The organism is Luteitalea sp. TBR-22, from assembly GCF_016865485.1.
Taxonomy (GTDB): Bacteria; Acidobacteriota; Vicinamibacteria; order Vicinamibacterales; family Vicinamibacteraceae; genus Luteitalea.
In genome coordinates this window covers 3878834-3904384 of the sequence record NZ_AP024452.1, presented here as the reverse complement: position 1 = coordinate 3904384, position 25551 = coordinate 3878834, and the positions used below count along the sequence as shown (strand labels likewise).

General features: G+C 70.8%; 22 protein-coding genes, 2 tRNA genes and 1 pseudogene. 13 read left to right on the top strand and 12 right to left on the bottom strand.

Annotated features, from left to right (window positions below):
* Positions 1 to 284: 284 nt before the first annotated feature.
* A pseudogene (locus TBR22_RS16385) lies at positions 285 to 2612 on the top strand (ComEC/Rec2 family competence protein); the annotation flags it as partial.
* 196 nt (positions 2613 to 2808) lie between these two features.
* Here the strand turns inward: TBR22_RS16385 and mazG are convergent.
* Positions 2809 to 3705, bottom strand: coding sequence for a nucleoside triphosphate pyrophosphohydrolase (gene mazG, locus TBR22_RS16380; RefSeq protein ID WP_239488923.1), 897 nt, complete (start codon positions 3703 to 3705; stop codon positions 2809 to 2811).
* A 23-nt stretch (positions 3706 to 3728) separates the two neighbouring features.
* Between mazG and TBR22_RS16375 the strand changes: the two genes are divergently transcribed.
* The 6 genes from TBR22_RS16375 to TBR22_RS16350 all read left to right on the top strand — a co-directional run bounded on the left by TBR22_RS16375 (position 3729) and on the right by TBR22_RS16350 (position 9064).
* Positions 3729 to 4016: a DUF1844 domain-containing protein gene (locus TBR22_RS16375; RefSeq protein ID WP_239488922.1), complete on the top strand. Its 288-nt coding sequence runs from the start codon at positions 3729 to 3731 to the stop codon at positions 4014 to 4016.
* A 1-nt stretch (position 4017) separates the two neighbouring features.
* Positions 4018 to 4812 (top strand): MBL fold metallo-hydrolase, encoded by a 795-nt coding sequence (locus TBR22_RS16370; protein WP_239488921.1) that lies wholly within the window; start codon positions 4018 to 4020, stop codon positions 4810 to 4812.
* Positions 4809 to 5783 (top strand): bifunctional riboflavin kinase/FAD synthetase, encoded by a 975-nt coding sequence (locus TBR22_RS16365; RefSeq protein ID WP_239488920.1) that lies wholly within the window; start codon positions 4809 to 4811, stop codon positions 5781 to 5783. The genes TBR22_RS16370 and TBR22_RS16365 overlap by 4 nt, the downstream gene beginning before the upstream one ends.
* A 12-nt stretch (positions 5784 to 5795) precedes the next feature.
* Positions 5796 to 6170, top strand: coding sequence for a hypothetical protein (locus TBR22_RS16360; RefSeq protein WP_239488919.1), 375 nt, complete (start codon positions 5796 to 5798; stop codon positions 6168 to 6170).
* A 138-nt stretch (positions 6171 to 6308) separates the two neighbouring features.
* Positions 6309 to 7724: a cysteine--tRNA ligase gene (gene cysS, locus TBR22_RS16355; protein WP_239488918.1), complete on the top strand. Its 1416-nt coding sequence runs from the start codon at positions 6309 to 6311 to the stop codon at positions 7722 to 7724.
* A complete protein-coding gene (locus TBR22_RS16350) occupies positions 7721 to 9064 on the top strand; it encodes an acetyl ornithine aminotransferase family protein (protein ID WP_239488917.1) in 1344 nt (447 codons plus the stop codon). The genes cysS and TBR22_RS16350 overlap by 4 nt, the downstream gene beginning before the upstream one ends.
* A gap of 57 nt (positions 9065 to 9121) precedes the next feature.
* Here TBR22_RS16350 and TBR22_RS16345 read toward each other — a convergent pair whose 3' ends face one another.
* Complete coding sequence (locus TBR22_RS16345) at positions 9122 to 10186, bottom strand: EAL domain-containing protein (protein WP_239488916.1); 1065 nt, start codon at positions 10184 to 10186, stop codon at positions 9122 to 9124.
* A gap of 186 nt (positions 10187 to 10372) precedes the next feature.
* On the opposite strand from TBR22_RS16345, the gene TBR22_RS16340 reads away from it, so the two are divergent.
* Complete coding sequence (locus tag TBR22_RS16340; RefSeq protein WP_239488915.1) at positions 10373 to 11398, top strand: hypothetical protein; 1026 nt, start codon at positions 10373 to 10375, stop codon at positions 11396 to 11398.
* A gap of 57 nt (positions 11399 to 11455) precedes the next feature.
* On the opposite strand, the gene TBR22_RS16335 is transcribed toward TBR22_RS16340, so the two are convergent.
* From TBR22_RS16335 to TBR22_RS16325, 3 genes are all read right to left on the bottom strand, one after another.
* Positions 11456 to 12148, bottom strand: a complete 693-nt coding sequence (locus TBR22_RS16335; RefSeq protein ID WP_239488914.1) for a hypothetical protein — start codon at positions 12146 to 12148, stop codon at positions 11456 to 11458.
* Between the two features lie 250 nt (positions 12149 to 12398).
* Complete coding sequence (locus TBR22_RS16330; RefSeq protein ID WP_239488913.1) at positions 12399 to 13631, bottom strand: acyltransferase family protein; 1233 nt, start codon at positions 13629 to 13631, stop codon at positions 12399 to 12401.
* A gap of 15 nt (positions 13632 to 13646) precedes the next feature.
* Positions 13647 to 15839 (bottom strand): PQQ-binding-like beta-propeller repeat protein, encoded by a 2193-nt coding sequence (locus tag TBR22_RS16325; protein ID WP_239488912.1) that lies wholly within the window; start codon positions 15837 to 15839, stop codon positions 13647 to 13649.
* A gap of 46 nt (positions 15840 to 15885) precedes the next feature.
* Between TBR22_RS16325 and TBR22_RS16320 the strand changes: the two genes are divergently transcribed.
* From TBR22_RS16320 to TBR22_RS16300, 5 genes are all read left to right on the top strand, one after another.
* On the top strand, positions 15886 to 16818 hold the full coding sequence (locus TBR22_RS16320) for a sugar phosphate isomerase/epimerase (protein ID WP_239488911.1): 933 nt from the start codon (positions 15886 to 15888) through the stop codon (positions 16816 to 16818).
* 200 nt (positions 16819 to 17018) lie between these two features.
* On the top strand, positions 17019 to 17420 hold the full coding sequence (locus TBR22_RS16315) for a YraN family protein (protein ID WP_239488910.1): 402 nt from the start codon (positions 17019 to 17021) through the stop codon (positions 17418 to 17420).
* Positions 17421 to 17636: 216 nt separating this feature from the next.
* The gene (locus TBR22_RS16310; RefSeq protein WP_239488909.1) at positions 17637 to 17954 is read left to right on the top strand and encodes a multidrug efflux SMR transporter; all 318 of its coding nucleotides are present in this window, start codon (positions 17637 to 17639) and stop codon (positions 17952 to 17954) included.
* A gap of 105 nt (positions 17955 to 18059) precedes the next feature.
* A tRNA-Gly gene (locus TBR22_RS16305) sits at positions 18060 to 18134 on the top strand.
* Between the two features lie 39 nt (positions 18135 to 18173).
* Positions 18174 to 18247: transfer RNA gene (locus tag TBR22_RS16300), tRNA-Cys, on the top strand.
* A gap of 110 nt (positions 18248 to 18357) precedes the next feature.
* On the opposite strand, the gene TBR22_RS16295 is transcribed toward TBR22_RS16300, so the two are convergent.
* From TBR22_RS16295 to TBR22_RS16265, 7 genes are all read right to left on the bottom strand, one after another.
* Positions 18358 to 19371, bottom strand: coding sequence for a transporter (locus TBR22_RS16295; RefSeq protein ID WP_239488908.1), 1014 nt, complete (start codon positions 19369 to 19371; stop codon positions 18358 to 18360).
* A gap of 61 nt (positions 19372 to 19432) precedes the next feature.
* Positions 19433 to 20299, bottom strand: coding sequence for a hypothetical protein (locus TBR22_RS16290; RefSeq protein ID WP_239488907.1), 867 nt, complete (start codon positions 20297 to 20299; stop codon positions 19433 to 19435).
* Positions 20300 to 20401: 102 nt separating this feature from the next.
* Entirely contained in the window at positions 20402 to 21022 is a 621-nt protein-coding gene (locus tag TBR22_RS16285) for a HupE/UreJ family protein (protein ID WP_239488906.1), read from the bottom strand.
* Positions 21019 to 21630, bottom strand: a complete 612-nt coding sequence (locus TBR22_RS16280; RefSeq protein WP_239488905.1) for a HupE/UreJ family protein — start codon at positions 21628 to 21630, stop codon at positions 21019 to 21021. Before TBR22_RS16280 ends, TBR22_RS16285 begins: the two co-directional genes overlap by 4 nt.
* Positions 21627 to 22643 carry a HupE/UreJ family protein gene (locus TBR22_RS16275; protein WP_239488904.1) on the bottom strand — a complete coding sequence of 339 codons (1017 nt, stop codon included), beginning with the start codon at positions 22641 to 22643 and terminating at the stop codon, positions 21627 to 21629. The genes TBR22_RS16280 and TBR22_RS16275 overlap by 4 nt, the downstream gene beginning before the upstream one ends.
* The gene (locus TBR22_RS16270) at positions 22643 to 23554 is read right to left on the bottom strand and encodes a peptidyl-prolyl cis-trans isomerase (RefSeq protein WP_239488903.1); all 912 of its coding nucleotides are present in this window, start codon (positions 23552 to 23554) and stop codon (positions 22643 to 22645) included. The genes TBR22_RS16275 and TBR22_RS16270 overlap by 1 nt, the downstream gene beginning before the upstream one ends.
* A complete protein-coding gene (locus TBR22_RS16265; RefSeq protein WP_239488902.1) occupies positions 23551 to 25539 on the bottom strand; it encodes a DUF3604 domain-containing protein in 1989 nt (662 codons plus the stop codon). The genes TBR22_RS16270 and TBR22_RS16265 overlap by 4 nt, the downstream gene beginning before the upstream one ends.
* Positions 25540 to 25551 lie beyond the last annotated feature (12 nt).

Genomic DNA, 25551 nt, shown 5'->3' with positions numbered 1-25551 from the left:
GGCGCCTCGTGCTGTTTGGGGGGGGATTGAGTATCGGGGAGCGGGGATCGGGGGATCGCGGATCGGGATCGCGATTGGCCGGGCGCGGAGGTGCGGGCGGGGGCGCGCGAAGTGAGGAAGTGGGCGTCGCGCCGGTCGATGCGGTCCGCCGCAGCGGGGGCAGATCTCGACATGTCGCCGTGCCCTCGCCGTGGCAGTTCCTGCGACGCACCCGCAGGCGCCCACAGGAATGCGCCGGGTCGGGGCGTCTCCGCCGCGGCACGGGCCTTGCGCCCTGACGGGGCGTGCCTGCCGGCATCTGCCTCGTCGTCGCCTTTGTCGCCGGAACCGTGCTCGGCCCTCTCGCAGTCAGCACCACCGAGGGGGCCGTGCGCCTTGCGCTGGCCGGCGCGTGGCTCGTGCTGCTGGCGTGTCGAGCCGGGTGGCGAGGCCCGCGCTCGCTGGCGCTCGGCGTGGCGGTGATCGGCGCGATGCTGCTGGGCGCGGCGCGGGCCGGGCACGCCGACGTGAGTGCCTGGACGCCTTCGGGGCCCGACGTGCGCGAGATGGAGGCGCGGACCGGCGGGGGCGATCCCGTGCGGGTGCGCGGCGTGCTCCGTCGCGACGCGTGGCTCACACCCGCGGGTGGCGTGGCCTTCGATCTGGAGGTGCGCGGCGTGCAGTGGGACGGGGCGTGGAGGCCGGCCTCGATCGGCGTGCGGGTCACCGTCGCCGGCGAGGCGGCGCACGGTCACCTCGCGGCGTGGACGCGGGGGCGCCTCCTCGAGGCGCCGGTCGCGTCGTTGCGTCGTCCGCTCCCGTATCGCAACTTCGGGCGGCCCGACGCGGAGCGCGACCTGGCGCGGCAGGGCCTGCGCCTGTTCGGCACGATCCGCAGCGCGGCCCTCGTGTCCATGCAGTCCGGGCCGTGGTGGGAGGAGTGGGCGGCGCTGGTGCGGCGGCACGTCCGTACGCAGGTGGCGCGCCACGTTGGCGACGCGGAGGCGTCGGCGGTGGTCACCGCCATCCTGATCGGGGATCGGCGCGCGCTGCCGCCCGAACAGGTGCGGCGCCTGCAGCACGCCGGCGTGTACCACGTGGTGGCGATCTCGGGTGGCAACGTCGGCATCTGGCTGGGGCTCCTGGTGTGGGTGCCACGGGTCGCCGGCGCCGGGGCACGGGCGGCGTCGACGTGGCTGGCGGCAGGACTGTTCGCCTTCGCCAGCGTCGTGGATGGCGGTGCCTCCGTGGTGCGGGCGGTGCTGGTGGCCGTGGTGGTCCTGGCGGCCCGCTGGTGGGACGTGCGCACCAGCGCCAGCCAGGCGCTCGCCGTCGCGGCCGCGGTCCATCTCGCGCTGTCGCCGCTGGCGTGGCACGACGCTGGCGCGCTGCTGTCGTTCGGTGCCGCGCTGGCGCTGGTCGGCTTCGCGTCCTGCTGGCCGGCCCTGGCCGCTGCCACGGGCGGCCAGCCTGGCAAGGTGGGCGCGGCTGCCTCCCGGCTCATGGTCGCGATGGTGACGATGATCGCGGCGACGTGTGCGGTCGAACTCGTCCTGCTGCCGGTCTCGGCGCGGTGGTTCGGGATTGTCACGGGAGCAGGCCTGCTGGCCAACCTCGTGGCCATTCCCGCGATGGCTGGGGTGCAGGTGGCGGGCCTGGCCGTGCTGCCCGCGTCATGGGTGAGCGCGTCGGCCGCTGACCTGGCCGGCAGCGTCGCGACGATGGGCGTGCGGCTGTTGCTGCGAAGCGGCGACGTGCTGCTCTTCGCGCCGTGGCTCGTCCGGCGTGTCCCGCCGCCGCACGTCCTCGTGATCGTCGCCCACTACGCGGCCGTCGCCGGGGTGTGCCTCGCACTGCGGGGGCGGCGGTTGCCGCAGCAGACCCCGGTTGTTCTTTCGCGCGCCCGATCACGAGCGAGGACCGCGGCCGCGATCGCGTGTACGGCCACGCTCGCCCTCACGGTGGCCGTGATGGTGTCGGGCGGGCCGGAGCGGAGCGCGCCGCGACCGTGGACGTGGGCATCGGCGGCAGGCTGGCAGCGGGCGGCGTGGCCGCAGGAGCCGTGGCTGGTGATCACCGCGCTCGACGTCGGTCAGGGCGAGGCCACGGCCATCCGGTTTCCGTCGGGCCGCACGTGGCTGGTCGATGCGGGCGGCAGCGTGAGCGAGTCGTTCGACATCGGCGAGCGCGTCACGGTCCCCGCCCTGTGGGCTCTCGGACATCGGCGGATCGACCGCGTGATCGTCACGCACGCGCATCCCGACCACGCCGCCGGGATGCCTGCCGTCATGGAGGTGTTCCGGCCGCGCGAGTCGTGGGTCGGGGTGCCGGTCACAGGCGACGCACGGGTCGCGGCGGTGTCGGCGTCGGCATCAAGGGTCGGCGCCCGGGAGCGCGCGCTGGCGGCCGGAGAGGTGATCGGCGACGGCCCCGTGCACGTGCGGGTCCTGCACCCGGAGCGTCCGGACTGGGAGCGGCGGCGCGTCCGCAACGACGACTCGGTGGTGCTGTGGGTGCGCTACGGCGACGTCGGCGTGCTGCTGCCGGGCGATGCCGGGCTGGCGGCGGAGGACCGCTGGCGAGAATCGGTGGCCCGCGCGCCCATCACGGTGCTCCGGCTGGGCCACCACGGCAGCGCGTCCTCGACCGGAGCGGCTTTGCTTGCATCGCTTCGGCCATCGCTCGCGATTGCCTCGGCTGGCCGTGGCAACCGGTTCGGCCACCCGGCGCGCTCGGTCCTGCGTCGTCTGGGCGAAGCCGGCATCCCGCTGCTGCGCACCGACGAGGCCGGCGCCATCCAACTGGCCACCAACGGCCGCGTGCTGCTGGTCAGGACGATGGCGAAGGGGGAGGGGAGCCTGGGCCCCGGGCCGCCTCGGCACGCTTGGTGGCCTGCCATTCGGCCTCCATCTGGTCCAGCGTCGCCTGTGCGAGCGACAGGCCCGCCTCCGCGAGGCGTGTCTCCACCTCCCGGAAGCGGCGGCTGAACTTGAGGTTGGCGCGGCGCAGGGCAGTCTCGGCGTCGACGTCGAGCTTGCGGGCGAGGTTGGCGATCACGAACAGCATGTCGCCGATCTCGTCCTCCACGGCGTCGCGATCGCCCGAGGCCATCGCGGCGCGGACCTCGCGCGTCTCCTCATCGAGCTTGTCGAGGACCGCCTCGGCGTTCGGCCAGTCGAAGCCGACCTTCGCCACGCGGCTGCAGATGGTCCGCGCCCGTGCGAGGGCCGGTTCGGCCAGGGGGATGCCGTCGAGCAGGTGTGCCGGCGCATGCCCGCGCTCGGCCTTCTCCTGCGCCTTGATGTCGTCCCACTGGGTGACCACCTGCCCGGGCGTGAGTGAGGCGCTCGTCCTGAGCGGGTCCTGCGGAGTCGCTGGCGACTCCGCAGGACGAGTCGAAGGAAACACGTGCGGGTGCCGGCGGATCAACTTGGCGCACACCGTCTCGAGCGCCGCCTCGACGTCGAAGCCGCCGGTGTCCTGGCTGACCTGCGCCAGGAACACGCCCTCGAACAGCAGGTCGCCGACCTCCTCGCGCAGGCCGTCGGCGTCCTCCCGCTCGATGGCGTCGACCACCTCGGCGGCCTCCTCGAGCACGTAGCGCGCGAGGCTGCGCAGCGTCTGTTCGCGGTCCCACGGGCAGCCGTCGGGCCCGCGCAGGCGGGCCATGATTTCGACGAGCCGCGCGAAGGCCGCGCCGGCTCCGGGAGGAGGCGAAGGCGTCAAGGGCCGTATGCTAGCATCCGGAAATGACCCAGCCGACGGACCCGTCCCTGACGTTCGTGAGCTACATCTCGGGGCTGGTGCTGGCGGCGTCGGTCTACCTCGGCGACCAGCCCGACCCGATGACCGGGATGAAGGCCGTGAACCTCACGTCGGCCGGCCACGCCATCGACGTCCTGACCATGCTCGAGGAGAAGACGCGCGGCAACCTGACAGACGACGAGCGTCGGCTGCTCGAGGGCGCGCTCTACGAGCTCCGCATGAAGTACGTGGAGGCCACCAAGAAGGGGCCCTCCCGCATCGTCACGCCGTAACGTGCAGGTCACCTTTCTCGGGACGGGGACGTCGCAGGGCATCCCGATGATCGGGTGCGGCTGCGAGGTCTGCCGATCGCCCGACCCGGCCGACAAGCGGTTCCGCGCCTCCATCGTCGTGACGCAGGACGACGGGACGCGGGTGCTGGTGGACACGACACCGGACCTGCGCAGCCAGGCGCTGGCGTGGGACCTGACCCGCGTGGACGCGGTCGTCTACACGCACAGTCACGCCGATCACATCTTCGGCCTCGACGAGCTGCGCCGCTTCATCGCGCTGCGGGGCGGCGGCATGATGACCGTGCACGGCGACGCGCACACCATCGCCGAATTGAGGCGGATCTTCGCGTACGCGTTCAGTTCCCCGTCCGAGCTCGGCGGTGGCGTGCCGCGGTTGGTGCCGGAAGTCGTGTCGGCGCCCTTCATGGTCGGCGGCACCGAATGGGTGCCGGTGCCGATTCTCCACGGCCGCCGGACGATCCTCGGGTACCGCGTCGGCGGTTTCGCCTACCTCACCGATTGCAGCCACGTGCCCGACACCTCGTGGGCCCTGCTCGAGGGGCTCGAGGTGCTGGTGATCGGCGCGCTGCGGGAGCGGGCGCACCCGACGCACTTCTCGCTGCCGGAGGCGATCGAGGCGGCGCGGCGCATCGGCGCCCGGCAGACGCTGTTCACGCACATGTGCCACGACCTCGGCCATGCGGCGACCAACGCGCGCCTGCCCGCGGGCATGGCGCTGGCGTATGATGGCCTGTCGGTGACCCTGCCCGTGACCCTTCCCGCGGCGTCAGCATGACGGACGTACGACACGGCACGCGCCTCCGCGTGGAGGTCATCCGGTTCCCCGAGGACGCGCCTCGTCCGGGGCGGTGGCCGTATCCGGTCGTCGCGCTCGGCAATTTCGACGGCCTCCACCGTGGTCACCAGAAGATTCTCGATCGGGTCACCCGGCAGGCGCGCGAGCGGCACGGCACCCCGCTGGTGATGACCTTCGACCCGCACCCGCCGCGGGTGCTCCGGCCCGACAAGGCCCCGCCGCTGCTGATGACCACGCCGCAGCGCATCGAGGCCCTGGCGCGGGCCGGCATCGAGGGGGTGGCGCTGGTGCGCTTCGACCACGAGCTGTCGCGGCTGGACCCGGACACCTTCGTCCGCCGTGTGCTGGTGGACTGGCTCGGGGTGTCGGAGGTCTGGGTCGGCGGCAATTTCCTCTTCGGCCGCGATCGCACCGGCAACTTCTCGCTGCTGCGTGACCTGGGGCAGCTCTACGGCTTCCGTGCCGAGAAGATCGATCCGGTCCGCTACAAGGACTTCGTGGTCAGCAGCACGCGCGTCCGCCGCCTGATCACCGAGGGCAAGGTCGACGAGGCCGGGGCGCTGCTCGGGCATCACTACTTCATCGACGGCACCGTCGTGCCCGGCGCGGCGCGGGGGCGGCAGATCGGGTTCCCGACGGCCAACCTCGCGACCGAGAACGAACTGCTGCCGCCGCACGGCGTGTACGCGACGACCCTCACCGTCGACGACCGGATCCACGCCGCGGTGACCAACATCGGCGTCCGCCCGACCTTCGAGGCGCAGGGGCAGGTCAGCGTCGAGACGCACCTGCTCGACGTCAACCCGGACCTGTATGGCGCCCGCGTGCGGCTCGCGTTCGTGCAACGCCTGAGGGGGGAGCAGGCCTTCCCCGGGGTGGAGGCGCTGGTGCGACAGATCGGCGACGACGTCGCGGCCGCCCGGTCCGTCTTCGAGCGCTTTTCGCTATAGAATCGCTCACGTATGACAGAACCCCACGAGGACGGCGCCGCTGCCTTGCCGCTGGCCGTGACGTACGCCCCCGATGGCCGGTTGGCCGAGGCGCTGCAGGCGCTGGTGGGCCGCGTGGGGGCGATTGCCGGCGCGCCCGAGCGTGCGCAGCCCTTCACGGCGGCCGTGCAGCAGGTGGTCGCCTGGGTCACCGCGCACCGGGCCGACCTGGCCGGCGACGTGGCGATGACCTTCGATCGGGACGGCGATCGGCTGCTGGGCGACCTGCGCTGGACGGCGACCGGGACGCCCGTCGCGCCGGCGCTCACGGCGACGGACGGCGTCGACGTGGCATGCGACGTGGCCGGCAGCGAGGTGCGCTGTCGGATCTCCTGTCGCTGCGCCTGACCTGTCGCCACCGGGCGGGCCGGCGAGCCGGGCGCGCGGTGTCATCGCCAGAATCCAGTCCGGGACGTGTGTGCCGTGCGCCGCGCGGCGCGATCCCGGTTCGCCGGGCCATCGACGGGTCCGGGCCTCGAGTGCTCCATGCGCCTCTACAACACGCTGTCCCGCCAGGAAGAAGACTTCGCCCCGCAGCGTGACGGCACCGTCCGCATGTACTCGTGCGGGCTGACCGTCTACGCGCGCGGGCACATCGGCAACTTCCGGTCCTTCGTGGCGGTGGACCTGCTCCGGCGCACGCTGCGGCACGTCGCCGGCTACCAGGTGCACCACGTCACCAACTTCACCGACGTCGACGACAAGACCATCATCGAGTCGCAGAAGGCGGGCGTGCCGCTGCGCGAGTACACGACGCGCTTCATCGACGCCTTCCGCGAGGACGCCGCCGCGCTCGGGCTGGAATCGCCCGAGGACACCCCGCGGGCCACCGACCCGGAGAACCTGCAGGCGATGGCCGAGATGATTGCGGCCCTCGAGCAGCGTGGGCACACCTACCGGAGCGAGGGCTCGATCTACTTCAAGATCGCGACGCTGCCGCAGTACGGGCAACTGGCGCGCCTCGACCATGCCGGCATCCTCGCCGGCGCACGGGTCGACAGCGACAAGTACGAGAAGGAAGACGCGCGCGACTTCGTCCTGTGGAAGGCGACCCGCCCCGACGAGCCGACGTGGGACTGCGGCGTCGGGCCCGGACGCCCGGGGTGGCACATCGAGTGCTCGGCGATGGCGCTGCGGCTGCTCGGTCCGGCGCCGATCGACATCCACTGCGGCGGCGTCGACCTGATCTTCCCGCATCACGAGAACGAGATCGCGCAGGCCGAGGGGGCCACCGGGCAGCCGTTCTCGCGGTTCTGGTACCACGTCGAGCACCTGTTGATGGACGACGGCGAGAAGATGTCCAAGTCGCTGGGCAACGTCTTCACGGTCCGCGACATCCTCGACCAGGGCTACCGCGCGTCGGCCTTGCGCTACCTGCTCATCTCGGTGCACTACCGCAAGCAGCTGCGGTTCTCGTGGGCGACGCTGCAGCAGGCCGAAGAGGCCGTCAAGCGACTGATGGACTGCGTCGGCCGGCTCGGGCGCGTCGCTGGCGGCGCCGGCACCGAGGGCTGGGAGGCCCGGCTCGAGGCGGCGCACGCCGATTTCCGCGACAAGCTGCTGTCGGACGTCAATGTCCCTGGCGCGCTCGGCGCGGTGTTCGAGTTGCTGCGCGAGGCCAACGCCGCCATCGACGCCGGCACGCTGTCGCGGGGGCAGGCCGAGGCGACGCTCGGGTTCTTCGAGGCGTGTGACCGCGTGCTCGGCGTGCTGGCCCTGCGGCGGGCCGAGGACGCCGCCCCGCCGATCCCGCAGGAGGAACTCGACGCCCTCATCGCGGCGCGGGTGGCGGCGCGGCGCATGCGCAACTTCGCGGAAGCCGACCGCATCCGCGCGGAGCTCGACGGGCGCGGCGTCGTGCTCGAGGACGGTCCCACCGGCACCATCTGGAAACGCAAATGAGCACGCTGCCCCAGGTCCCGACCTTCAGGACGCCCCTGCCAGGCCCCAACGCGCAGGCGATCATCGCCCGCGACAGCCAGGTGGTGTCGCCCTCGTACACGCGCGGCTATCCGTTCGTGATCGCGCGCGGCGAGGGCGCGATGGTCGAGGACGTGGACGGCAACGTGTTCCTCGACCTGGCGGCCGGCATCGCCGTCAACTCGACGGGGCACTCCCACCCGGAGGTCGTGGCGGCGATCGTGGAGCAGTCGCAGCGCTACCTCCACATGTCGGGCACCGACTTCTACTACGAGCCGCAGGTGCGGCTGGCGGAGGTCCTGGCCGACGCCGTGCCGATGCCGGGGCCGAGCCGGTCGTTCTTCGGCAACTCGGGCGCGGAGGCCAACGAGGCGGCCATCAAGCTGGCGCGCTACCGCACGAAGCGCCCGTTCCTCATCGCGTTCATCGGCTCGTTCCACGGCCGCACCATGGGCGCGCTGTCGCTGACCGCGAGCAAGAGCGTGCAGCGCAGGGGATTCGGCGCCACCACCGCTCCCGGCGTGTTCCACGCGCCCTACGCCGACTGCTACCGGTGCCCGGTGCGCCTGACCCCCGACACCTGCCAGGCCGAGTGCCTCGAGTACCTCGAGGACAAGGTGCTCGTGCACCTGGTGTCGCCCGACGAAGTGGCCGGACTCGTGGTCGAGCCGATCCAGGGCGAGGGCGGCTACATCGTGCCGCCGCCGCAGTTCCACCAGCGGCTCCGGGCGCTCACCGAGCGCCACGGCATCCTGCTGATCGTCGATGAAGTGCAGGCCGGCATGGGCCGGACCGGGAAGATGTTCGCGATCGAGCACTTCGGCGTGCAGCCCGACATCATCACGATGGCCAAGGGGATCGCGTCGGGACTGCCGCTCGGCGTTGCGACCGCGAGGGCCGGCGTGATGGAGTGGACGCCGGGGGCCCATGCGAGCACGTTCGGTGGCAACCCCGTGTCGTGCGCCGCCGCGCTGGCGACGATCCGGCTGCTGCAGGATCAGCTCATCGCCAACGCGGCCGACGTCGGCGCGTTCCTGCTCGACGGCCTGCGTGCCCTGCAGCAGAAGCACGCGCTCATCGGCGACGTGCGTGGCAAGGGGCTGATGATCGGCATCGAGCTGGTCACCGACCGGGCGACCAAGGCACGCGCGACGGCCGAGCGCGATCGGATCGTCGACGAGGCGTTCGCCCGCGGGCTGCTGATCCTCGGCGCTGGCCGCAACACCTTGCGCCTGTCGCCGCCCCTCGTGCTGACCCGCGCGCAGGCGCAGGTGGCGCTCGACATCCTCGACGCGTCGATCGGCGCCGTCGCCGGCGGCTGAGGCCCCCGAACCCGGCGCCCGTGGCCGCGAGGCCTGGCCGGCGGCGCCGCGAGTGCGTCAGGCGGCCGAGGCGGCCGCGTCGCGAGCCTGGGGGGCGAGTTCCCCCGGCCGACCGAAGTGGTAGCCCTGCATCAGCGTGATCCCGCACGCGCGCAGGCGTTCGACGGTCTCGGCGTCCTCGACGCCCTCGGCGATGAGGCCGATCCCGAACCGCTCCGTGAACTGCACGAACGCCTCGAGGATGCCGGTGCGCAGGGCGTCCCCGGGGGCGGCCTGCACCAACTCCATGTCGAGCTTCACCAGGTCGGGCTTCAGTTCCGACAAGAGGTTCAGCGACGAGTAGCCGGCGCCCACATCGTCGAGCGCCACCCCGAAGCCGTGACCGCGGTAGTAGTCGAGGATGCGCACGAGGTGGGCACGGTCGACGATCTGCTCGCTCTCGACGACCTCGAACACGACCTGATCGGGCCGCAACCCGCTCTGCTTCAGCGCCGCCATGGTCGTCGCCAGGCAGTGCTCCGGGTTGTAGATCACGGTGGGCAGGAAGTTGACGAAGAGACGGCGCGTGCCGAGGCCGTTCACCGCCCCGCGCACCGCGCACAGGCGGGCGTGCTGATCGAGCTGGAAGAGGAGGTCGAGTCGACGCGCGCCGTCGATGATGCTGCGCGCGGTCACCACCGTGCCGTCCTCGAGCCTGGCTCGCAGGAGCGACTCGAAGCCGTAGGGCTGACCGGTGCGGACGTCGACGATGGGCTGGTACTGCGAGAAGAGCCGCGACTCGACGATGGCGTCACGCACCCATTGCGAGGTCGCGCCGGCGCACCACTCTTCGGCGGTGCGGGCGCTGAACACGAGCTGCGCGACGGCCATCGCATCGGTGACCGACGGATCGGCGACCGCGAAGCGCACCGACTGTCGTTCCGTGACCGACGTGGATGCCTCGACCGCCGCGAGGAACGGGCGCCAGGCGTCATCCGGGACGGTGAGCGCGATCAGCCCATGTGGCTGGACATCGACCGTGAGGCCGGCATCGAGGGCGAGCTTGCGGATGGCGCTGCCGATGTGCGGCACGGCCGTGAAGGCCAGGATGCTCGACGGGGCGGCAGGGAGGGACGGGGGCACGACGCTGCAGCGGACACACTCCATTGGCATGGAATCGTCAGGCCGCTGACGTTCTTGAGGGGCGGGACCGGCCCCGCGCGGACGCAGGATGCGCCCCCCTCGCCGAGTCGCGCCGGGCGGCCCGGTCCGGCCGGCGGCCACGTGATCCATAATGGCCGCTCCTCGAACCGGAGAACCGTCCTGCGCATGAACCGCCGCACGATGATGAAGGGCGCCGCGGGCGCCATCACGGCGGGCGTCGCCGCCCTCGGCACGTCCGCCACGGCTTCGGCTGCCGCCCCGGGGCCCGAGATCCTCGGGCAGGGGCGCTTCCGCTATCGGGAGGTCGTCGGCTGGGGGCGGCTCGACCGCGCGAAGGTCCCCGTCGAGGACTGCCACGCGATCACCGAGAACCGCGCGGGCGAGATCGTCCTGCTCACCAACGACAAGCGGAACAACATCATCACCTACCGCAAGGACGGCACCTTCGTCGCCAAGCGCGAGGACCGCTTCCCGGCCGCCCACGCCCTGGAGTTCCAGGTGGACAGGCGCGGCGACGAACTGCTGTGGGTGACCGATCACCAGATGTCGGTGATCTCGCTGTTGACGCCCGACGGGCGCGAGGTGAAGCGCCTCAATCCGGATGCGCTCGCGGCGAAGTATCCCGACCTCACCAAGTACCACGCCACCAATGTGGCGGTGATGCCCGACGGCGACTTCTACATCAGCGACGGGTACGGCTCGCACTACATCCACCACTTCGACCCGGACTGGAAGTACGTCGAGACGTTCGGTGGGGCGGGCACGGCTCCCGAGAACCTGAAGCAGCCGCACGCCATCTGGCTCGACACCCGGCGCGGCACGCCGGAGCTGCTGGTGTGCGATCGCGCCAATGCGCTGCTGAAGTGGTTCTCGCCCAGGGGGCAGCTGCTGCGCACCGTGCCCGTGCCCGGCTCCCAGCCGAGCAACATCGCGGCGATGGCCGACGGTCACATCGCGATTGCCAGCCTCAACGCGATGATCCTGATCCTGGATCGCGACGACAAGGTCGTGTCGGCGGTCGGCGGCGAGGCACCGGTGTACGAGAACGGCACGCTGAAGCCCCTGGTGCCCTTCAACGCGACGTTCAACCACCCGCACGACGTCTACGTCGACAAGGCCGGGGCGCTCTACGTCGCGCAGTGGAACTCCAACCGCAGCTACCCGCGCAAGTTCGAACTCGTCGCCCGCTGACGGCGTGGCGCGGTCACACCACCGGAGGCGATCGCCGTCGCCTCCGGTGCATCCCGATCAGCGCCGCGTGCGCCGCCGCAGCTTCAGGCCGGAGAGGATCAGGCTCAGGCCCCCCAGGGTCAGCATCGACGGCTCGGGCACCGACAGCCTGTAGGCGAAGTCATGGCCGGCCAGCGGCGTCCACGGACCGCAGTGCGGCCCTCCCTCGCACACCGGCAGCGGCGAGGCCGTCGACTGTACGGCGTACCAGTGCTCGTCGCCGACCGTCGGGCCGGCCCCTGCCATCGCCCAGGTCCATTCGTCGTCGGCGTTGGCGATGCTGAACCAGTACTCCGACCCGAACGGACGCGGCCCGGCGTTGACGGCAAAGGTCCCGGGCAGGCTGGTGCGGTAGTAGTAGACGCCGTCGCCGTCGGGATCCTCACCGGTGGCGTTGACGAAGGTCTTCACGAAGAACGCCGGGTCGGGGATGGGCTCGCCGCTGCTCCCGGGCCCGCCCGACAGGTGTCCGCGGTGCAGCGTCAGCTCCCAGAGGGGCGAGGTGGCCATCGATCCCCACCACTCGGCCTCGAGAACCTTGCCGGAGCGCGCCGGGTCGAAGTCGTCGGCCAGGACCGGACCCCAGGCATTGTGATGCGAGATGAACCTCGAGTTGGCCTCTGGCAGGTGCTCGTAGATCACGGCTGCCCGCGCCGGCGGGGCGCAGGTGAGCCCGAGCGCGAGGACAGAGGCTACGAGTGGCGTGCTCATGCGCGGTCCTGTGAGTGTCATGCCCTGACCATCCTTGTGTGCGGGCCTGCGAGGCGCCGCGCGGGTGGCCCTCCCACGCGGCGTGCGACGGAGAATTCCCGTGCGCGGGCCATCATCGGCGGCCTGCCGCGGCAGGCCCATCGGGGGACGGCGGGCGCCGCTAGGTGAATCCCGTATGGCGCGCGTCGGACGAGCGCGAATCGGCGGGGGATTGCCGCGCGACCGCCAGCAGGGGACGGCGAGGGACGGTTCAGAGCTTGACGAAGATCCGCCGGCGGTACATCCACGCGCACATCGCCACCCAGATCAGCGCGAAGGCGATCGAGTGCACGAGCGACGCGAGCGGCACGCTCGGGATGAGCGGGGCGAACACGTGGTGCTGCGCCCAGTCCCAGGCCGACATGCTGGTGCCGTCGGCGCCGGCGACCTTCCACAGGTGCAGGAGCTTGGAGGCGACGCCCGACACCAGGTAGGCGGTGATCGCATTGGTACCGAGGTAGACGAACGGCCGCGCCCAGGCCGGCGCCTCCGGGGTGGGACGCCTGTCGAGCACCCACAGGCAGGCGGCCAGCGACAGCCACGCCAGGCCCGCGGTGTAGAGCACGTAGCTGCTCGTCCAGATCATCTTGTTGATCGGGAAGACCCATGCGCCCTGCACCGACGGCTCGCCCAGGATGGCCAGGCCGATCAGCGGCTGGAACCCACCCCACACCCAGCCGGCCGCCACGCCGGCGACGCCGAGCCACACGAGCCGCGACAGGGCTGCCCTCGTCAGGCCGCCCTCGAGCGCCCATGCGGCCACGATCCCGGCCTGCAGCGTGACGATGGAGGGCAGCGACGAGAGGAGGCCGTTGGCGTCCCAGGTGTGGCCACCGTAGCCGAGGTGACGTCCCATCGTCAGTTGGTCGAGCCACGCGCCCCAGTTCTGCGACGCGAACTCGCGCGTCATCGGCACCACACCCAGGCCGGGTACCGGCACGAAGGCGAGCAGCCCCCAGTAGCCGACCAGCAGCGACGAGGCCACGAGCGCCTGCGTGCGCCGCGAGGTGTAGAGCACGAGCGCGGTGCCCGCGAGGTAGCAGAACGCGATGCGCTGCAGCACGCCCGGGATGCGGAACGTGTCGAGCGTCTGCGTGAGGAAGGGGAAGTTCTTGTCGAAGATGCCCAGCACGAACAGGATGGCTGCCCGCGACACCGCATGCCTCATCAGCTCGGCGTTGGTCGCGCCCTGTTGCCGTCGTCGCGCGATGGAGAAGGGCAGCGCCACGCCGACCATGAACAGGAAGAACGGGAAGATCCAGTCGGTGGGCGTCGCGCCGTGCCAGGGCACGTGTTGCAGCGGCGCGTAGCCGCCATCGTGGGCGCCCTGCTTGTTGACCAGCATCATCGCGAAGATGGTCACGCCGCGGAACACGTCGAGCGCGCGGAGGCGCGTCGGCGTGGCGACGGACGTGGCGGGGCGCGGGACGGTGTTGGCGTTCATCGCGATCTCTCCCGGTCAGTGCGCGGGCGCCGGTCTCGGACGCGGCCGCGGGCGGCTCGGCGTCGCCGCAGCGGTGGGCAGTGCATACGCGACGTAGGTGTCGCCCGACCTGGTGCCCATCTTCCCGCCACCGGCGGCGATCACGACGTACTGCCGGCCGTTGACCACGTAGGTGGCCGGCGTGGCGTAGCCGCCGGCCGGGAGCGCCACCTCCCACAGCTTGCGGCCCGTCGTCATGTCGAAGGCGCGGAACTTCTCGTCGTTGGTCGCGCCGATGAACAGCACGCCGCCTGCGGTGATCGCCGGGCCGCCGTAGTTCTCCGTGCCGGTGGGCGGGTCCTTGGGGCCGCGGGCCTCGGGGCGATCCCCGAGCGTGACCTGCCACTTGATCGTGCCCTTGCCGACGTCGATGGCGGTCAGCGTCCCCCACGGCGGGGTGATCCCGGGGAAGCCCTTGTCGTCGAGCAGGCGCGTGTAGCCGCTGAAGATGTACGGAATCTCCGGCAGCCCTTCGTCGCGGGTGGCCTCTCCGGGCTTCGGCGTGTCGTTGAACAGGTACGACACGATGTCGTTGCGGACGTCCTCGGGCAGCCACGAGAAGATCGGCATCTGGCCGCGTCCGTAGGCGACCACGTCGGCCACCTGTTCGCGCGTCAGGCGCTTGTCGAGGTCGACGATCGAAGGAATCGCGCGGGTGGCGTCGCCCTTGCGTTCGGGCCCGTGGCACTGCAGGCAGTTGACCTGGTAGGCCCGCCGCCCGCGCGCGACGTGCGTGGTCTCCTTCGAGCGGTCGATCGGCAGCATGTGGGTGATCCACGCCATGTTGTTGCCGTTGACGAAGAAGGTGCCGGTGGCCGGATCGAACGCCTGCCCGCCCCACTCGGCGCCGCCGTCGAAGCCCGGGAAGATGATGGTGCCTTCCTCGCTGGGCGGCTGCCACTTGTGGTACGGCCTTGCACCGACGAGCTGACGCTCGACGAACGCCCGCGCCTCGGGCGTGCGGGTGGTGATCGCCGCCTCGGAGAACTCCTGCCGCGAGATCGGCGGCAAGGTCGAGCGCGGTTGCGTCGGCGCGGCCTGCTCGCCCTTGAGCGTGCTCGGCGGCACCGGCACCTCCTCGATCGGCCAGAGCGGCGTCCCGTTCTCGCGCTCGAACACGAAGAGCTCACCGGTCTTGGTGGCCTGCATCACCACGTCGACCGTCCGGCCGTCCTTGGTGACCGTGCCGAGCACCGGTGCGGTCGGCAGGTCGCGATCCCACAGGTCGTGGTGCACGAACTGGAAGTGCCACACGCGCTCGCCGGTGTCGGCTCTCAGCGCCAGCAGCGAGTTGGCGAACAGGTTGTTGCCGAGGCGGTTGCCGCCCCAGAAGTCGAACGCCGCCGACCCGGTGGGCACGAACACGAGCCCGCGTGCCTGGTCCACGGCCATCCCGGCCCAGTTGTTGGCCGCGCCGATGCGCTGCCACGCGTCGGCCGGCCACGTCTCGTGGCCTGGTGTGCCGGGGCGGGGGATGGTGTGGAAGATCCAGCGGCGGGCCCCGGTGCGCACGTCGAAGGCGCGGATGTGTCCCGGCGCGGCCGGGCCAGGTCCCTCCGAGAGTCGCGTCGGGACGATGATGACGTCCTTGTAGATGCTGCCGGGGCTGTTCGACAGCACGGACAGCCCCGACGTGTCGGCGTCGAGCCCCTGCCGCAGGTCGATGCGGCCGTCCTGGCCGAACGTCGGGATCGGCTGGCCGGTGGCGGCGTCGAGCGCGTACAGGTACGGACCGGCCGAGGAGAAGATCCGGCGGTCGTCCCCCTCGGCCCAGTAGGTGACGCCGCGACTCACGCCGAGGCCGCTCGAGGTGCCGCCGGCCGCGCCCACCGGATCGAACAGCCACTTCTGCGCGCCGGTCGCGGCATCGAGCGCGAACACCTTCAACTGCGCCGAGGTCGCGTAGAGCACGCCGTCGATCACGATGGGGTTGCACTGGATCTGCGACCGGTTGTCCGGGCGGGCGTCGCCGGTGCGATAGGTCCAGGCTACCTTCAGACGCGACACGTTGGCCGGCGTGATGAGGTCGGCCGGCGAGTGCTGCGTGTGCGCGGCCGATCCGCCGTGGGCCGCCCAGTCGACGCGCGCCACGCGCGGTTGCGAGAGGAGGTGACCGCAGGCCAGGACGACCAGCAGGGAGGTGACCAGCACGGGCAGTCGGCGTGACATCGCGATGAGGTCGCAGTGTACTGCACGATCCGGTAGGATCCGCCGCATGACCGACACCCGATCCGGCGGCGCCCCGTCGCGCCGTGCCTTCCTCGCCGCAGGCCTCGTCGCCCCCGCGGCCGCGGCCCTCGTTCCTGCTCGCGCCGAGGCGCAGGCGGCCCCCGGCGGTGGACGCCACGTACTCAAGCTCGGCGCCGTGACCTACAACGTCGCCAAGGACTGGGACGTCCCGACGATCATCAAGAACTTCACGGCCGCCGGGCTCGACGGCGTCGAGCTGCGCACGACGCACGCACACGGCGTGGAGATCACGCTGTCGGCCGCGCAGCGCGCCGAGGTGCGCAAGCAGTTCGAGGGATCGGGGATCAAGATCGCCGGCCTCGGCACCACGTGCGAGTACCACTCGCCCGACCCGGCCGTCGTCCGCAAGAACATCGAGGAAACCAAGCAGTGGGTGCAGCTGGCCAAGGACCTCGGCTGCCCGAGCGTGAAGGTGCGGCCCAACGGCCTGCCGAAGGACGTGCCTGAGGAGAAGACCCTCGAACAGATCGGGCGGTCGATCCGCGAGTGCGCGCAGGCCGCGTCGGAGGCCGGTGTCCGGATTCAACTCGAGGTGCATGGCGCCGAGACGCAGCGCGTCCCGCGCATCGTGAAGATGCTCACCTACGCCGACCGGCACCCGGCGTTCTGGATCTGCTGGAACTCGAACCCGACCGACCTGATGGACGGCGGCTTCGACAAGAACTTCGCCCTGCTCAAGTCGCGCATCGGCCAGGTGCACATGCGCGACCTGTACGTCGAGGACTACCCCTGGCAGCGGCTCATCAACAACCTGCAGGAGATGAAGTTCGAGGGCTACTGCTTTGCCGAGCTCGGTGAGACGACCACCGACGGCGTCCGCGTGCTGAAGTACTTCCGCGGCATGTTCCGGCACATGGAAGGGATCGTGTCGCCGAAGCTGGTGACGCCGAACGCGTAGGGCGGTGGCACCGAGCGGCCTTCGTCATTCGGCCGTCGGGGGCGGGCAGTCGGGCCGGCCGTCATCGGTGACATGGCACTTCCTGCCTCGCCTGGCGCCAGCGGACTTCGCAGGAAGTGCTACCACCTTGGACGCCTCGCGTCAGCCCGCGTGCTGGCGCGGCGCGTCCGCGCTGGTAGAACTCTTGCTTCATCCTGGGCATGTTTCGCGCGCAGGCGTGCCCGGCCTCCACTCCTGATCCCCGTCAGGCCCTCGGCGTCGACGGCGAGGCCGTGGCGAGCGCGGCCCTGCGGCGTCGCGGCTACGCCATCCTGGCCTCGCGGTTCCGCACGCCCTTCGGCGAAATCGACCTGATCGCCCGCGACGAGGACACGCTGGTGTTCGTCGAGGTGAAGACCCGGCGCGACGAGACGTTCGGTGGGGGAGCTGCGGCCATCACCTGGCGCAAGCAGCGCACGCTGACGCGCGTCGCCGAGGCCTTCCTCGCGCGCTCCCGCCTCGGCCCCGTCCCCTGCCGCTTCGACGTCGTCGTCGTGCACTGGCCGCCCGAGGGCGACCCGAGCGCGGAGGTCTTCCGCAACGCCTTCGACGCCGTCAGGTGATGGCACCTGGCGGCCTTCGTCATTCGAACGGCCTTCGGAAGGTTCACCGCCCCTGCGATGTGGATGCCCGGCGCCCGGTGTCCCGAGCCCCGGTGCCCGGTGCCCGCCGACCGGTGCCCGATTCCCGACTCCCGACTCCCGACTCCCGATTCCCGACTCCCGACTCCCGACTCCCGACTCCCGACTCCCGACTCCCGTTGATGTGATACTCCCCGCATGACTCCCTGGGGCTGGCTGCTCATCGCCGGGTCGTTCGAGATCGCCTGGGCGATCGGGCTGAAGTACACCGATGGCTGGACGCGTCCGGGGCCGTCGCTGGCGACGCTCGCGCTGCTGGCCGCGAGCATGTACTGTCTCGCCGTGGCCGCGCGTTCGCTGCCGATCGGGACCGCCTACGCGGTGTGGACGGGCATCGGCGCGGCGGGGACGGCCCTGCTGGGCATGCTGCTGCTGGGGGAGCCGCGGACCCCGCTCCGCCTGGCGAGCCTGGGCCTCATCCTGCTCGGCGTCGCCGGCCTGAAGCTGGCCCGCTGACGGGGGCGGGAGGCGTCGAGGTGGGGCGCAAAAAAGTGCGGTCCGGGGGTTGCGCCAGATGCTGCCCCATGTGCTACACTTCGTGGTCGCAGTCGCTCGGCATGAGCGGGAATAACTCAGTGGTAGAGTGCGACCTTGCCAAGGTCGAAGTCGCGGGTTCGAATCCCGTTTCCCGCTCCAATCTCCGCCTCACCTGAACGAGCGCTCCCACCTCAGGCTGGCGCCGTAGCCAAGTGGTAAGGCAGAGGTCTGCAAAACCTCCATCCCCGGTTCGAATCCGGGCGGCGCCTCCAACACCTTCAGGGCATCATCCACACGGTTCCGCAGGGCGCGACATCTCGCCGTGTCCTGCCCAGGGCAGTGGCATCGTGCGTCCGTCGCAGGGCGGCATGCGTCAGCGCGTTCATCTCACGGTCCATCGCGTGTCGTTCCCGGCACCGTGCGAGACGCCGGTGGCCGACCTGGTCGGTTTCGGCATCGGCGCCCAGGCCGTCTGCCACCCCAGCGAGATCGTGCTGAAGTCGGCCCCGTAGCGGATGATCGCGCCACGGCTCACGGCCAGTTTCACCGAGTGCCGTCGTCCGACCGGCAGCGCCAGGGTGGCGCCGATTCGCGAGTTGGACTGGCGATCATCGTTGGTGACCCCCTGAATCGTCGTCCGGCCGCCCACGTAGTACGTGGCGTCGAAGGCCGCCCACGTCAACGGACGGACGCTGTAGCTGATGTGCGCCTGGAATGCGGCGATGGGCGACTGGGTCCGCACCGACGTGCCCGGATAGAACGACTCGTTGGCCGTGAACATCCAGAGCGCGGCGTAGGTGTCGAGCAGCCATCGCTTGCCCAACGGCTGCGACACCGCGAACTCCGGCTTGACCGTCCAGCGGTTGGTGCCGAGGTTGATCAACTTCTCGGGGAAGAACTGGCCCGTCGGCGCGACGACGGTCACGCTCGCCCCGAGGATCGTTCGTCGCGGCGCCGTCGCGATCTGCTGCATCGAGGCGGCCGGGGCGCCACGCAGCAGGACCGACAGCCTGAAGCGCATGTCGGAGAGGCCGCTGCGCGTGGTCTGCCGCGCCTCTCCCGCCAGGTTTCCCGAGACTCGCGCCCAGGAGTAGGGCAGGGCGACGAACGCCTGGGCGGTCTGGCCGAACAGGCCGAACGAGCGAGCGACGCCGACCGACGGCGTCACGACCGTCGCGTCGATGTCGGTGAGGGGCAGCGATGCATCCGACACGACACCGCCGTGCGACACGGAGAAGCCGGTGACGAGGAACGTCGCGTCGACGGGCGCCCTCGCATAGGCTCTCGGATCGAGATCCTGGGCCCGCGCCGAGGGCGTGCAGAGCAGGAGGCCGAGCAGCGCGCAGGCGCCGCTTCTCATCGCCGGCGCCGTTCTGACGTACGTGCTGACCGACATCGCTGCACCTCCCCGTGACAGGAAGATGGGATCTGCGCTTGCTGGCCTCGCCGCTGGCGTGTCACCGCGGGAACAGCAGGACCGCGGCGAACCGGAATCGCCAGTCCGGCCCGGCGTCAGGACCGAACGTGGGACCGGCGGCCATGCTGAAATTCACCGGCCGCTTGCCGAGCAACGTCACCTTGCTCAGGCTGAACAACAGCGGTGAGCTCCACGTGTCGCCGTCGGCTTTCCAGTTGGCCGTCGCCTCCGCGCTGACCCCCACCGCGACGCCGTTGCCCAGGTTGTAGTTCACGAAGGGCTGCAGGTACGTCGTGTTGATGTCACTCCGATCGGCGGCGCCACTGGTCGACCAGATCTGGTTGGCCAGCATGCCGATCGTCCAGTTGCCGGGCTGCACCAGCGCCACGGCGGTCGGGCCGATCCCGAACTTCTCGCTGCCGAGCGCGCCATTGGTGGCGGTGGGCAGCAACATGACCGGGCCGACGCCCCAGATCACGCGGCTCGGCGCCGATGGGGAGAAGAACGTGCTGAGCACGACGTCACCCATGCCGTTGAGGCGAGGACCGCCCGATTCCAGGGGCTGCGACAGCAACGGCATGATCACGCGGAGAATCACGTTCGTGCTCTTGCTGATCGCGAAGGGCATCACCGGCTGCACGTTCACGAGTGTTCCCGTCGCGCCGCGATCGCCGACGCCCATGTCCCAGTTCCCCTGGATCGGGACGCTGATCAGGCTGGCAATCGGGTTCTGGGTCTGCTTGGCCAGGTCGCTGGCGCTCGGCGCCGCGGTCGCGGGCGGCGCCGCAGCCTGCCCGCCAGTCTGGGCGGCAACGCCGTACGGCAGCATCAAGAGCAGCGCCGTGGCAGCGAGCGCGCGGGGCAGTGTCGCGGCATGTGCCGGACGTCGATTGCGTTCCACTGTCATTCACCTCGTTCGTGCTACGCACGTATTCGCGACGCGCCGCGTGTCTGGAGCCGGAGCCGTGTGGCCGCCAGCCCCACTCGTGAGAAGCCTTGGCGACGTCGGTCACCGCCCACGCACCGCCCATCCGATCATCAACAGCCCGATGGCTGCAACCCAGCTGCCGGCCACCCGCACGGCGATCCGCCACCATGCCGCGCGCGGCACGGTCACGAGCGCCGACACCAGCGAGACGCAGACGAACACCGTGGCGGCGATGCCGACCAGGCCGAGCGCCGAGCGGCCGGTCTCGGCGATGGCGGCCCCGTTCATCCAGCCGTGGAGCAGGCCCACCGCCACGGCCAAGCCCGTCACGACCGCTGGAGCCAGCCGTCGATCCGCGGCCGTCAAGCCGCCCACGATCAGGAAGGAGGCGCTGGTCACTGCCAGGGGCAGCACCGTGTGGCCGAAGAAGAACCCTGCCGCACCTGCTGCCAGCCAGGCGAGGGTCAACGAGAACAGCGTCATGCGGCTGGCGCGCACGCCGTTCAGCCCGGCCAGCAACGACATCGCCAGGATGGGCACCAGGTCGTCGGGGCTCATCAGGACATGGGAGATGCCGTCATAGACCGGTCCGAGGCCGGTGGTGACCAGGTGGGCCTCCGCCCGGCCGGGGACCAGCACGCCGCACACCGTGGCCAGACCGCACACCGCGAGACGCCGGGCGACCGGTGTGGAGCCCTTCACAGCGCGCTCCACGTGAGGGCCGCCCCCGCGAGCGCCACCGCCACGCCCGCCGCGCGGAGCAGCACCCGACCCGCCGGCCAACGGTTCACCTCGCCGATGGCGATGCCGACCCCGTGGAGACAGCCCGTCGCCGTCACGAAGCCGATGCTGTACGCCAATCCGCTCTGGCCGGCCGGGAGCTCCGTGCCGTGCGCGTGGCCGTGGAAGATCGCGAAGACGCCGACGAGGACGGCCGCGACCGCCAGAGGGGGCCTTGCCGCGCGCGCCACCATCACGCCCAGGAGGACGGCCGACAGCGACACGGCCACCTCCACGCCCGGCAGCGGGATGCCGACCAGGCCGAGGAAGCCGCCCAACGCCATGACCATCGGAAACGTCACCGGCAGCAGCCAGATTGCCGGTTGCCCGAGCTGCGCGCCCCACACCCCGACACAGATCATCGCGAGCACGTGATCGAGGCCGGCGACCGGGTGACGCACGCCGGTCAGGAAGCCCTGCGCCTGGCCCTGCTGGGGGTGCGCCATCGCCGTACTCGCGACGGCGAGGACGAACACCGTCGCGATGAGGACATCACGGGGGAGGCTGCCCCGCCAATCTCGCGCACTCATCGCAGCGCTCCGAGAAGGACGACGGTCCGTTGAATCGTCCAGTAGGCGCCGAGCGAGCCGACGACATAGGCGGGAAGTGCCTCGGCAAACCGCGGCCATCGGATCTCCAGCGTGCGGAACGAGCGCTCGAGCGCGAGGATCAGGCCGACGAACCCCACCTGGCCGATCTCCACTCCGACGTTGAACAGCAGGAGGGCCATCGGGATCTCCGCCTGTGGCAGCCCCATCGTCGTCAGGCCGCTGGCGAAGCCGAACCCGTGCAGCAGGCCGAAGGCGAACGCGACGAGCCAGGGCTGCGCGATGGTCAGGCTCGTCCCGCCCTGCCTCTTGCGCACGATCTCCGGACCGAGGAACAGGATGCTCAGCGCGATCGCCGCGTTGAGCGGCAACAGCGGCGCGCTGGCATACCCCAGCGTCGCAATCGCGAGCGTGATGCTGTGGGCCACCGTGAACGACGAGATCGTCTTGAAGAGCATCCACCGGCCCCCGACGATGAGCAGCAGGCCGAGCACGAACAGCAGGTGGTCGACGCCGAGCAGGATGTGCTCGATGCCGAGCCGCAGGTAGCCGAGCGCCCGCTGCCAACCCGTGGTCGCCGCACCCAGCGTGACCTGGGGATCGATCGGCTTGAGCACGTGGCTTTCCAGCCGGCCGCCAGCGTGGTGTACGCGGACGAGCACGTCGACCGTCGTCGAGGCGAGACCGTCGATCTCGATCGTCCGGCCCTGGATGCTGCCCGGGCATTCGAGCGTCCCCCGCACCACCGGCGCGCCGGGCGTCAGCTGCTGCTGGCCGCCTGTGATGAGGCGGCAGTCCCTCGGCAGGATCGGCACCACGTGGATTGGCGACTCGCCCCCAGCCGGACTCTTCCAGAGAAGCCTGTACACGCCGGGCGCCGTTTCCCGCAGTTCGAGGAAGCCGGGACGCAGTTCGTGCGCCCGCACGGTCGCGCCGGCCACCAGCAGGAGGGCGAGGATCGACAGGAGGCCAACGACAACGCGCCGGTGCATCATCACCTGCCGCTCCCCCGCGCCGGGGCCTGCGCCGCATCGGGCGTCGCCGCGGCCGCGCTTGCCGGCTGCAGCGGGTCCATCGTCACCGTGTAGCGGGACAACAGCTGTTCGTACAACGCGTCCAGTTCGCGACGGCGCCGGTCGGCCAGGAACTCGCGCTCCACCTGCGCGCGCACCTCGGCGAGAGCGGGCAGCCGCCCCTCCCGGCGTTCGCGGACCAGGACCACGTGCATCCCGAGGCCGGACTGCAGGGGACCTGCCCATCGCCCGGGCTCGACCTTCACGAGGTCCTGTGCAAAGCCGCTGCCGTACTGACGCGCGATGTCGGTGCGCGACGCCCGTTCCATCTCCTGGGGCAGCATGAAGGTGTCGCCGATGCCGTCGAGCGGCGCCGAAGGGCCCGCCGCGGCCAACTGCGCCAGGATCGCCCGTGCGTCCTTGTCGGCCGTCGGGCCGCGGCGGTCGGCGTTGATGAACACCTGGCGGAAACTGATCTCGGCGTCCACCCGGAACGCGTCGGCGTGGGTCCGGAGCCACGCCTCGAGCTCGGCGTCGGACGGCGGCGCCGAGTCGCTCGCCTCCGCGGCCACGAACTCGTACTTCAGGCGGAGACGGCGCCGGATCGCGATGTCGTCGCGATCCAGCCCCATCGCCATCGCTTCCCGCGTCGCAATCTCCTCGCGGACGTAGTCGTCCACCAGCCCCTTCAGTTCGCGCTCGCTGGGTGGCCGCTGCCACGTCCGTTCGAACGTCGCGGCCATCGTGTCGAGCTGCCCGGGGGTGATCACGATGCGCGACGAGCCGGAGGGCCCGCCGCGCCACGAGAAGACGAGAAAGAGCAGGGCGCCGATGGCCAGGAACTGCGCGAGGGGTTCCCGCCACAGGCGCCCGAGCCAGGCGCGGTGGATCATCGCGGGGTGTACCAGATCGGAGACGTGATGGCGCGCTCCTGCGTGATCATCGGGACGTTGGGGTCCATCTTGATCTTGAAGTAGGCCGCGTCGTACGCGGTCCACCGCGGCGTCGGGATCTCGAGCACCCGAACGTAGTAGAACGCGGGCGAGGCCGGATCGAAGTCGGGGTCGGTCCACACGGTGATCAGCTCGGGGTCGCCGATCGTGTTCGTCCACGTGGCGCGCGCGACGTCCACGGTGTTGCCGACGGGCGTCAGCTTGCCGTTGACGACCTTGCGCCGGTCGGCGTCGCCCCAGACCACGTCGTAGATCTTCTCCTGCGGCGTCCCAGACTTGTCGAGCCATCCCTTGATGACCTGGATGCGATCGAGGTTGCCACTCTTCGGATCCTTGAGCGCGGCCACCAGGAACGTCGGGGCCTTGCCGGCCGGAGCCGCTGGAAGGTCGGCGCCCATCGGCACGCCCTTGTCGTATCCGACGGCCGCGGGCGTCCGCGAGACGTCGGCCTTCGTGAAGTCGTAGCCGCCGAAGAAGCGCACGGTCATCCGCGGCCCGCTCGTGCCGTAGGTCTCGCGCCGCATCATCGCGTCGAACAACTCCTCGCGCGTGTTGCCCGTGGCCCAGACGGCCGTGTAGCCGGCCGCCGTCATCTCCCAGCCCTTGACGACCCGGTCTCCCATCTTCACGGCGTTCTCGCTCCAGCGGTCGGCGCGCGGTTCCGAGGCAGGGAACTTGGCAAAGAAGTTGTCCTCTTCGGCGGCGACCAGCGCGTTGTGGGTGTCGGTGCCGGCGGCGCTTCCGTACTTGAACGGATTGGCGCCCAGATCCCGCTGGAACTTCAGGCCGTTCTTCAGCGCGTCGCGCACGTACTCGTACTTCATGTCGCCCGGCTTCTTCGGCGTCATCGTCAGGTTGCCGCGATCCCACAACTCGTAGTTCTGGACGAACTCGTCAGTGGTGGCAATCGAGGGATGTGCCTCGCTCTGGCCCTTCATCTGGATGACTTCGAACAGCGGCTCCCACCTCTGCCGCTCCATGGCGTACTCCTTCGACATCGGGTTGCCCGCGAAGGTGGACAGCGCGAACATGCGACCGTTCGAGAGGTTGCCGTTGTGCGGGATGGCGAGCAGCTTGCCGCCCGTCTTCTGTTCCCACGCGGTCATCCACTTCCAGAGGTCTTCCGGGTTCTCGCTCTGGAACGTGGTGTAGGGCACCACCATGTCGGCCCGGGCCTTGCCGTCGCGGTAGATGACGTTGCGGTGCAGGTTGTCGCCGCCCCCGGCATTGGACGTCCACTCGTAGCCGATCAGGGTGGTGAAGCGTCCGGGCTCGTTGTACTTCTCCGCGATCACGTTGTTCCTGGTCCAGAGCGACATCGCGAACCTGGGATCGGTCATCGCGCCCGGCAGCTTCTTGGTCGCCTGTGCCTGGATGAGCTCCATGACGGCCGCCCTTGCCTGGGCCGGCCCCGCCGCGAACATGTCGTGCCACTTCTTGAGCGTCGGGTCCTTCATCAACTCCGGGTTGCCCGCCTTGATCTCGGTGATCACGCCCATCCCGTCGGAGTGGTCGGTAATCGCCACCCAGTCGAGGGGCGTGCCGAGCTTGACGGGCTGCCCGCTCGTCGCGGTCACTTCCTCACCGCGCGCGAAGCGAGTGGCCTCCTCGGGCCCGAGCGTCGTGCCGAAGCCCCCGGCATCCACCGACCAGGCCGTGTGGACGTGCTCGTCGCCGAAGTAGGCGCGCTCCGGGTAGCGGCGGCCCGCATAGGGGGAGTAGCCGGGCTCCTTGTGGAACTTCGCCGGGTCGGCGGGCTCGATCTCGCCGGCGTCGGCATTGAGCGTGGTCCCGGCGCCGGTCGGCTGACCTCCGAGCTGTTCGGCCTTCGGGGCGGCCGCCTGCTCCGCAGCCGGCGACGGTGCCTGTTGCTGGCCGCACGCGACGGCAAGCAGCGCGATCCCGATGACGATGACTCGTTTCATGCTACGTCTCCA

Bases quoted from the DNA above. Each gene is read 5' to 3' on its own strand.
- TBR22_RS16375 (WP_239488922.1), top strand. From the start codon at position 3,729: ATGACCCAGCCGACGGACCCGTCCCTGACGTTCGTGAGCTACATCTCG.
- TBR22_RS16365 (WP_239488920.1), top strand. From the start codon at position 4,809: ATGACGGACGTACGACACGGCACGCGCCTCCGCGTGGAGGTCATCCGG.
- TBR22_RS16360 (WP_239488919.1), top strand. From the start codon at position 5,796: ATGACAGAACCCCACGAGGACGGCGCCGCTGCCTTGCCGCTGGCCGTG.
- cysS (WP_239488918.1), top strand. From the start codon at position 6,309: ATGCGCCTCTACAACACGCTGTCCCGCCAGGAAGAAGACTTCGCCCCG.
- TBR22_RS16350 (WP_239488917.1), top strand. From the start codon at position 7,721: ATGAGCACGCTGCCCCAGGTCCCGACCTTCAGGACGCCCCTGCCAGGC.
- TBR22_RS16340 (WP_239488915.1), top strand. From the start codon at position 10,373: ATGAACCGCCGCACGATGATGAAGGGCGCCGCGGGCGCCATCACGGCG.
- TBR22_RS16335 (WP_239488914.1), bottom strand. From the start codon at position 12,148: ATGAGCACGCCACTCGTAGCCTCTGTCCTCGCGCTCGGGCTCACCTGC.
- TBR22_RS16330 (WP_239488913.1), bottom strand. From the start codon at position 13,631: ATGAACGCCAACACCGTCCCGCGCCCCGCCACGTCCGTCGCCACGCCG.
- TBR22_RS16325 (WP_239488912.1), bottom strand. From the start codon at position 15,839: ATGTCACGCCGACTGCCCGTGCTGGTCACCTCCCTGCTGGTCGTCCTG.
- TBR22_RS16320 (WP_239488911.1), top strand. From the start codon at position 15,886: ATGACCGACACCCGATCCGGCGGCGCCCCGTCGCGCCGTGCCTTCCTC.
- TBR22_RS16315 (WP_239488910.1), top strand. From the start codon at position 17,019: ATGTTTCGCGCGCAGGCGTGCCCGGCCTCCACTCCTGATCCCCGTCAG.
- TBR22_RS16310 (WP_239488909.1), top strand. From the start codon at position 17,637: ATGACTCCCTGGGGCTGGCTGCTCATCGCCGGGTCGTTCGAGATCGCC.
- TBR22_RS16295 (WP_239488908.1), bottom strand. From the start codon at position 19,371: ATGTCGGTCAGCACGTACGTCAGAACGGCGCCGGCGATGAGAAGCGGC.
- TBR22_RS16290 (WP_239488907.1), bottom strand. From the start codon at position 20,299: ATGACAGTGGAACGCAATCGACGTCCGGCACATGCCGCGACACTGCCC.
- TBR22_RS16280 (WP_239488905.1), bottom strand. From the start codon at position 21,630: ATGAGTGCGCGAGATTGGCGGGGCAGCCTCCCCCGTGATGTCCTCATC.
- TBR22_RS16275 (WP_239488904.1), bottom strand. From the start codon at position 22,643: ATGATGCACCGGCGCGTTGTCGTTGGCCTCCTGTCGATCCTCGCCCTC.
- TBR22_RS16270 (WP_239488903.1), bottom strand. From the start codon at position 23,554: ATGATCCACCGCGCCTGGCTCGGGCGCCTGTGGCGGGAACCCCTCGCG.
- TBR22_RS16265 (WP_239488902.1), bottom strand. From the start codon at position 25,539: ATGAAACGAGTCATCGTCATCGGGATCGCGCTGCTTGCCGTCGCGTGC.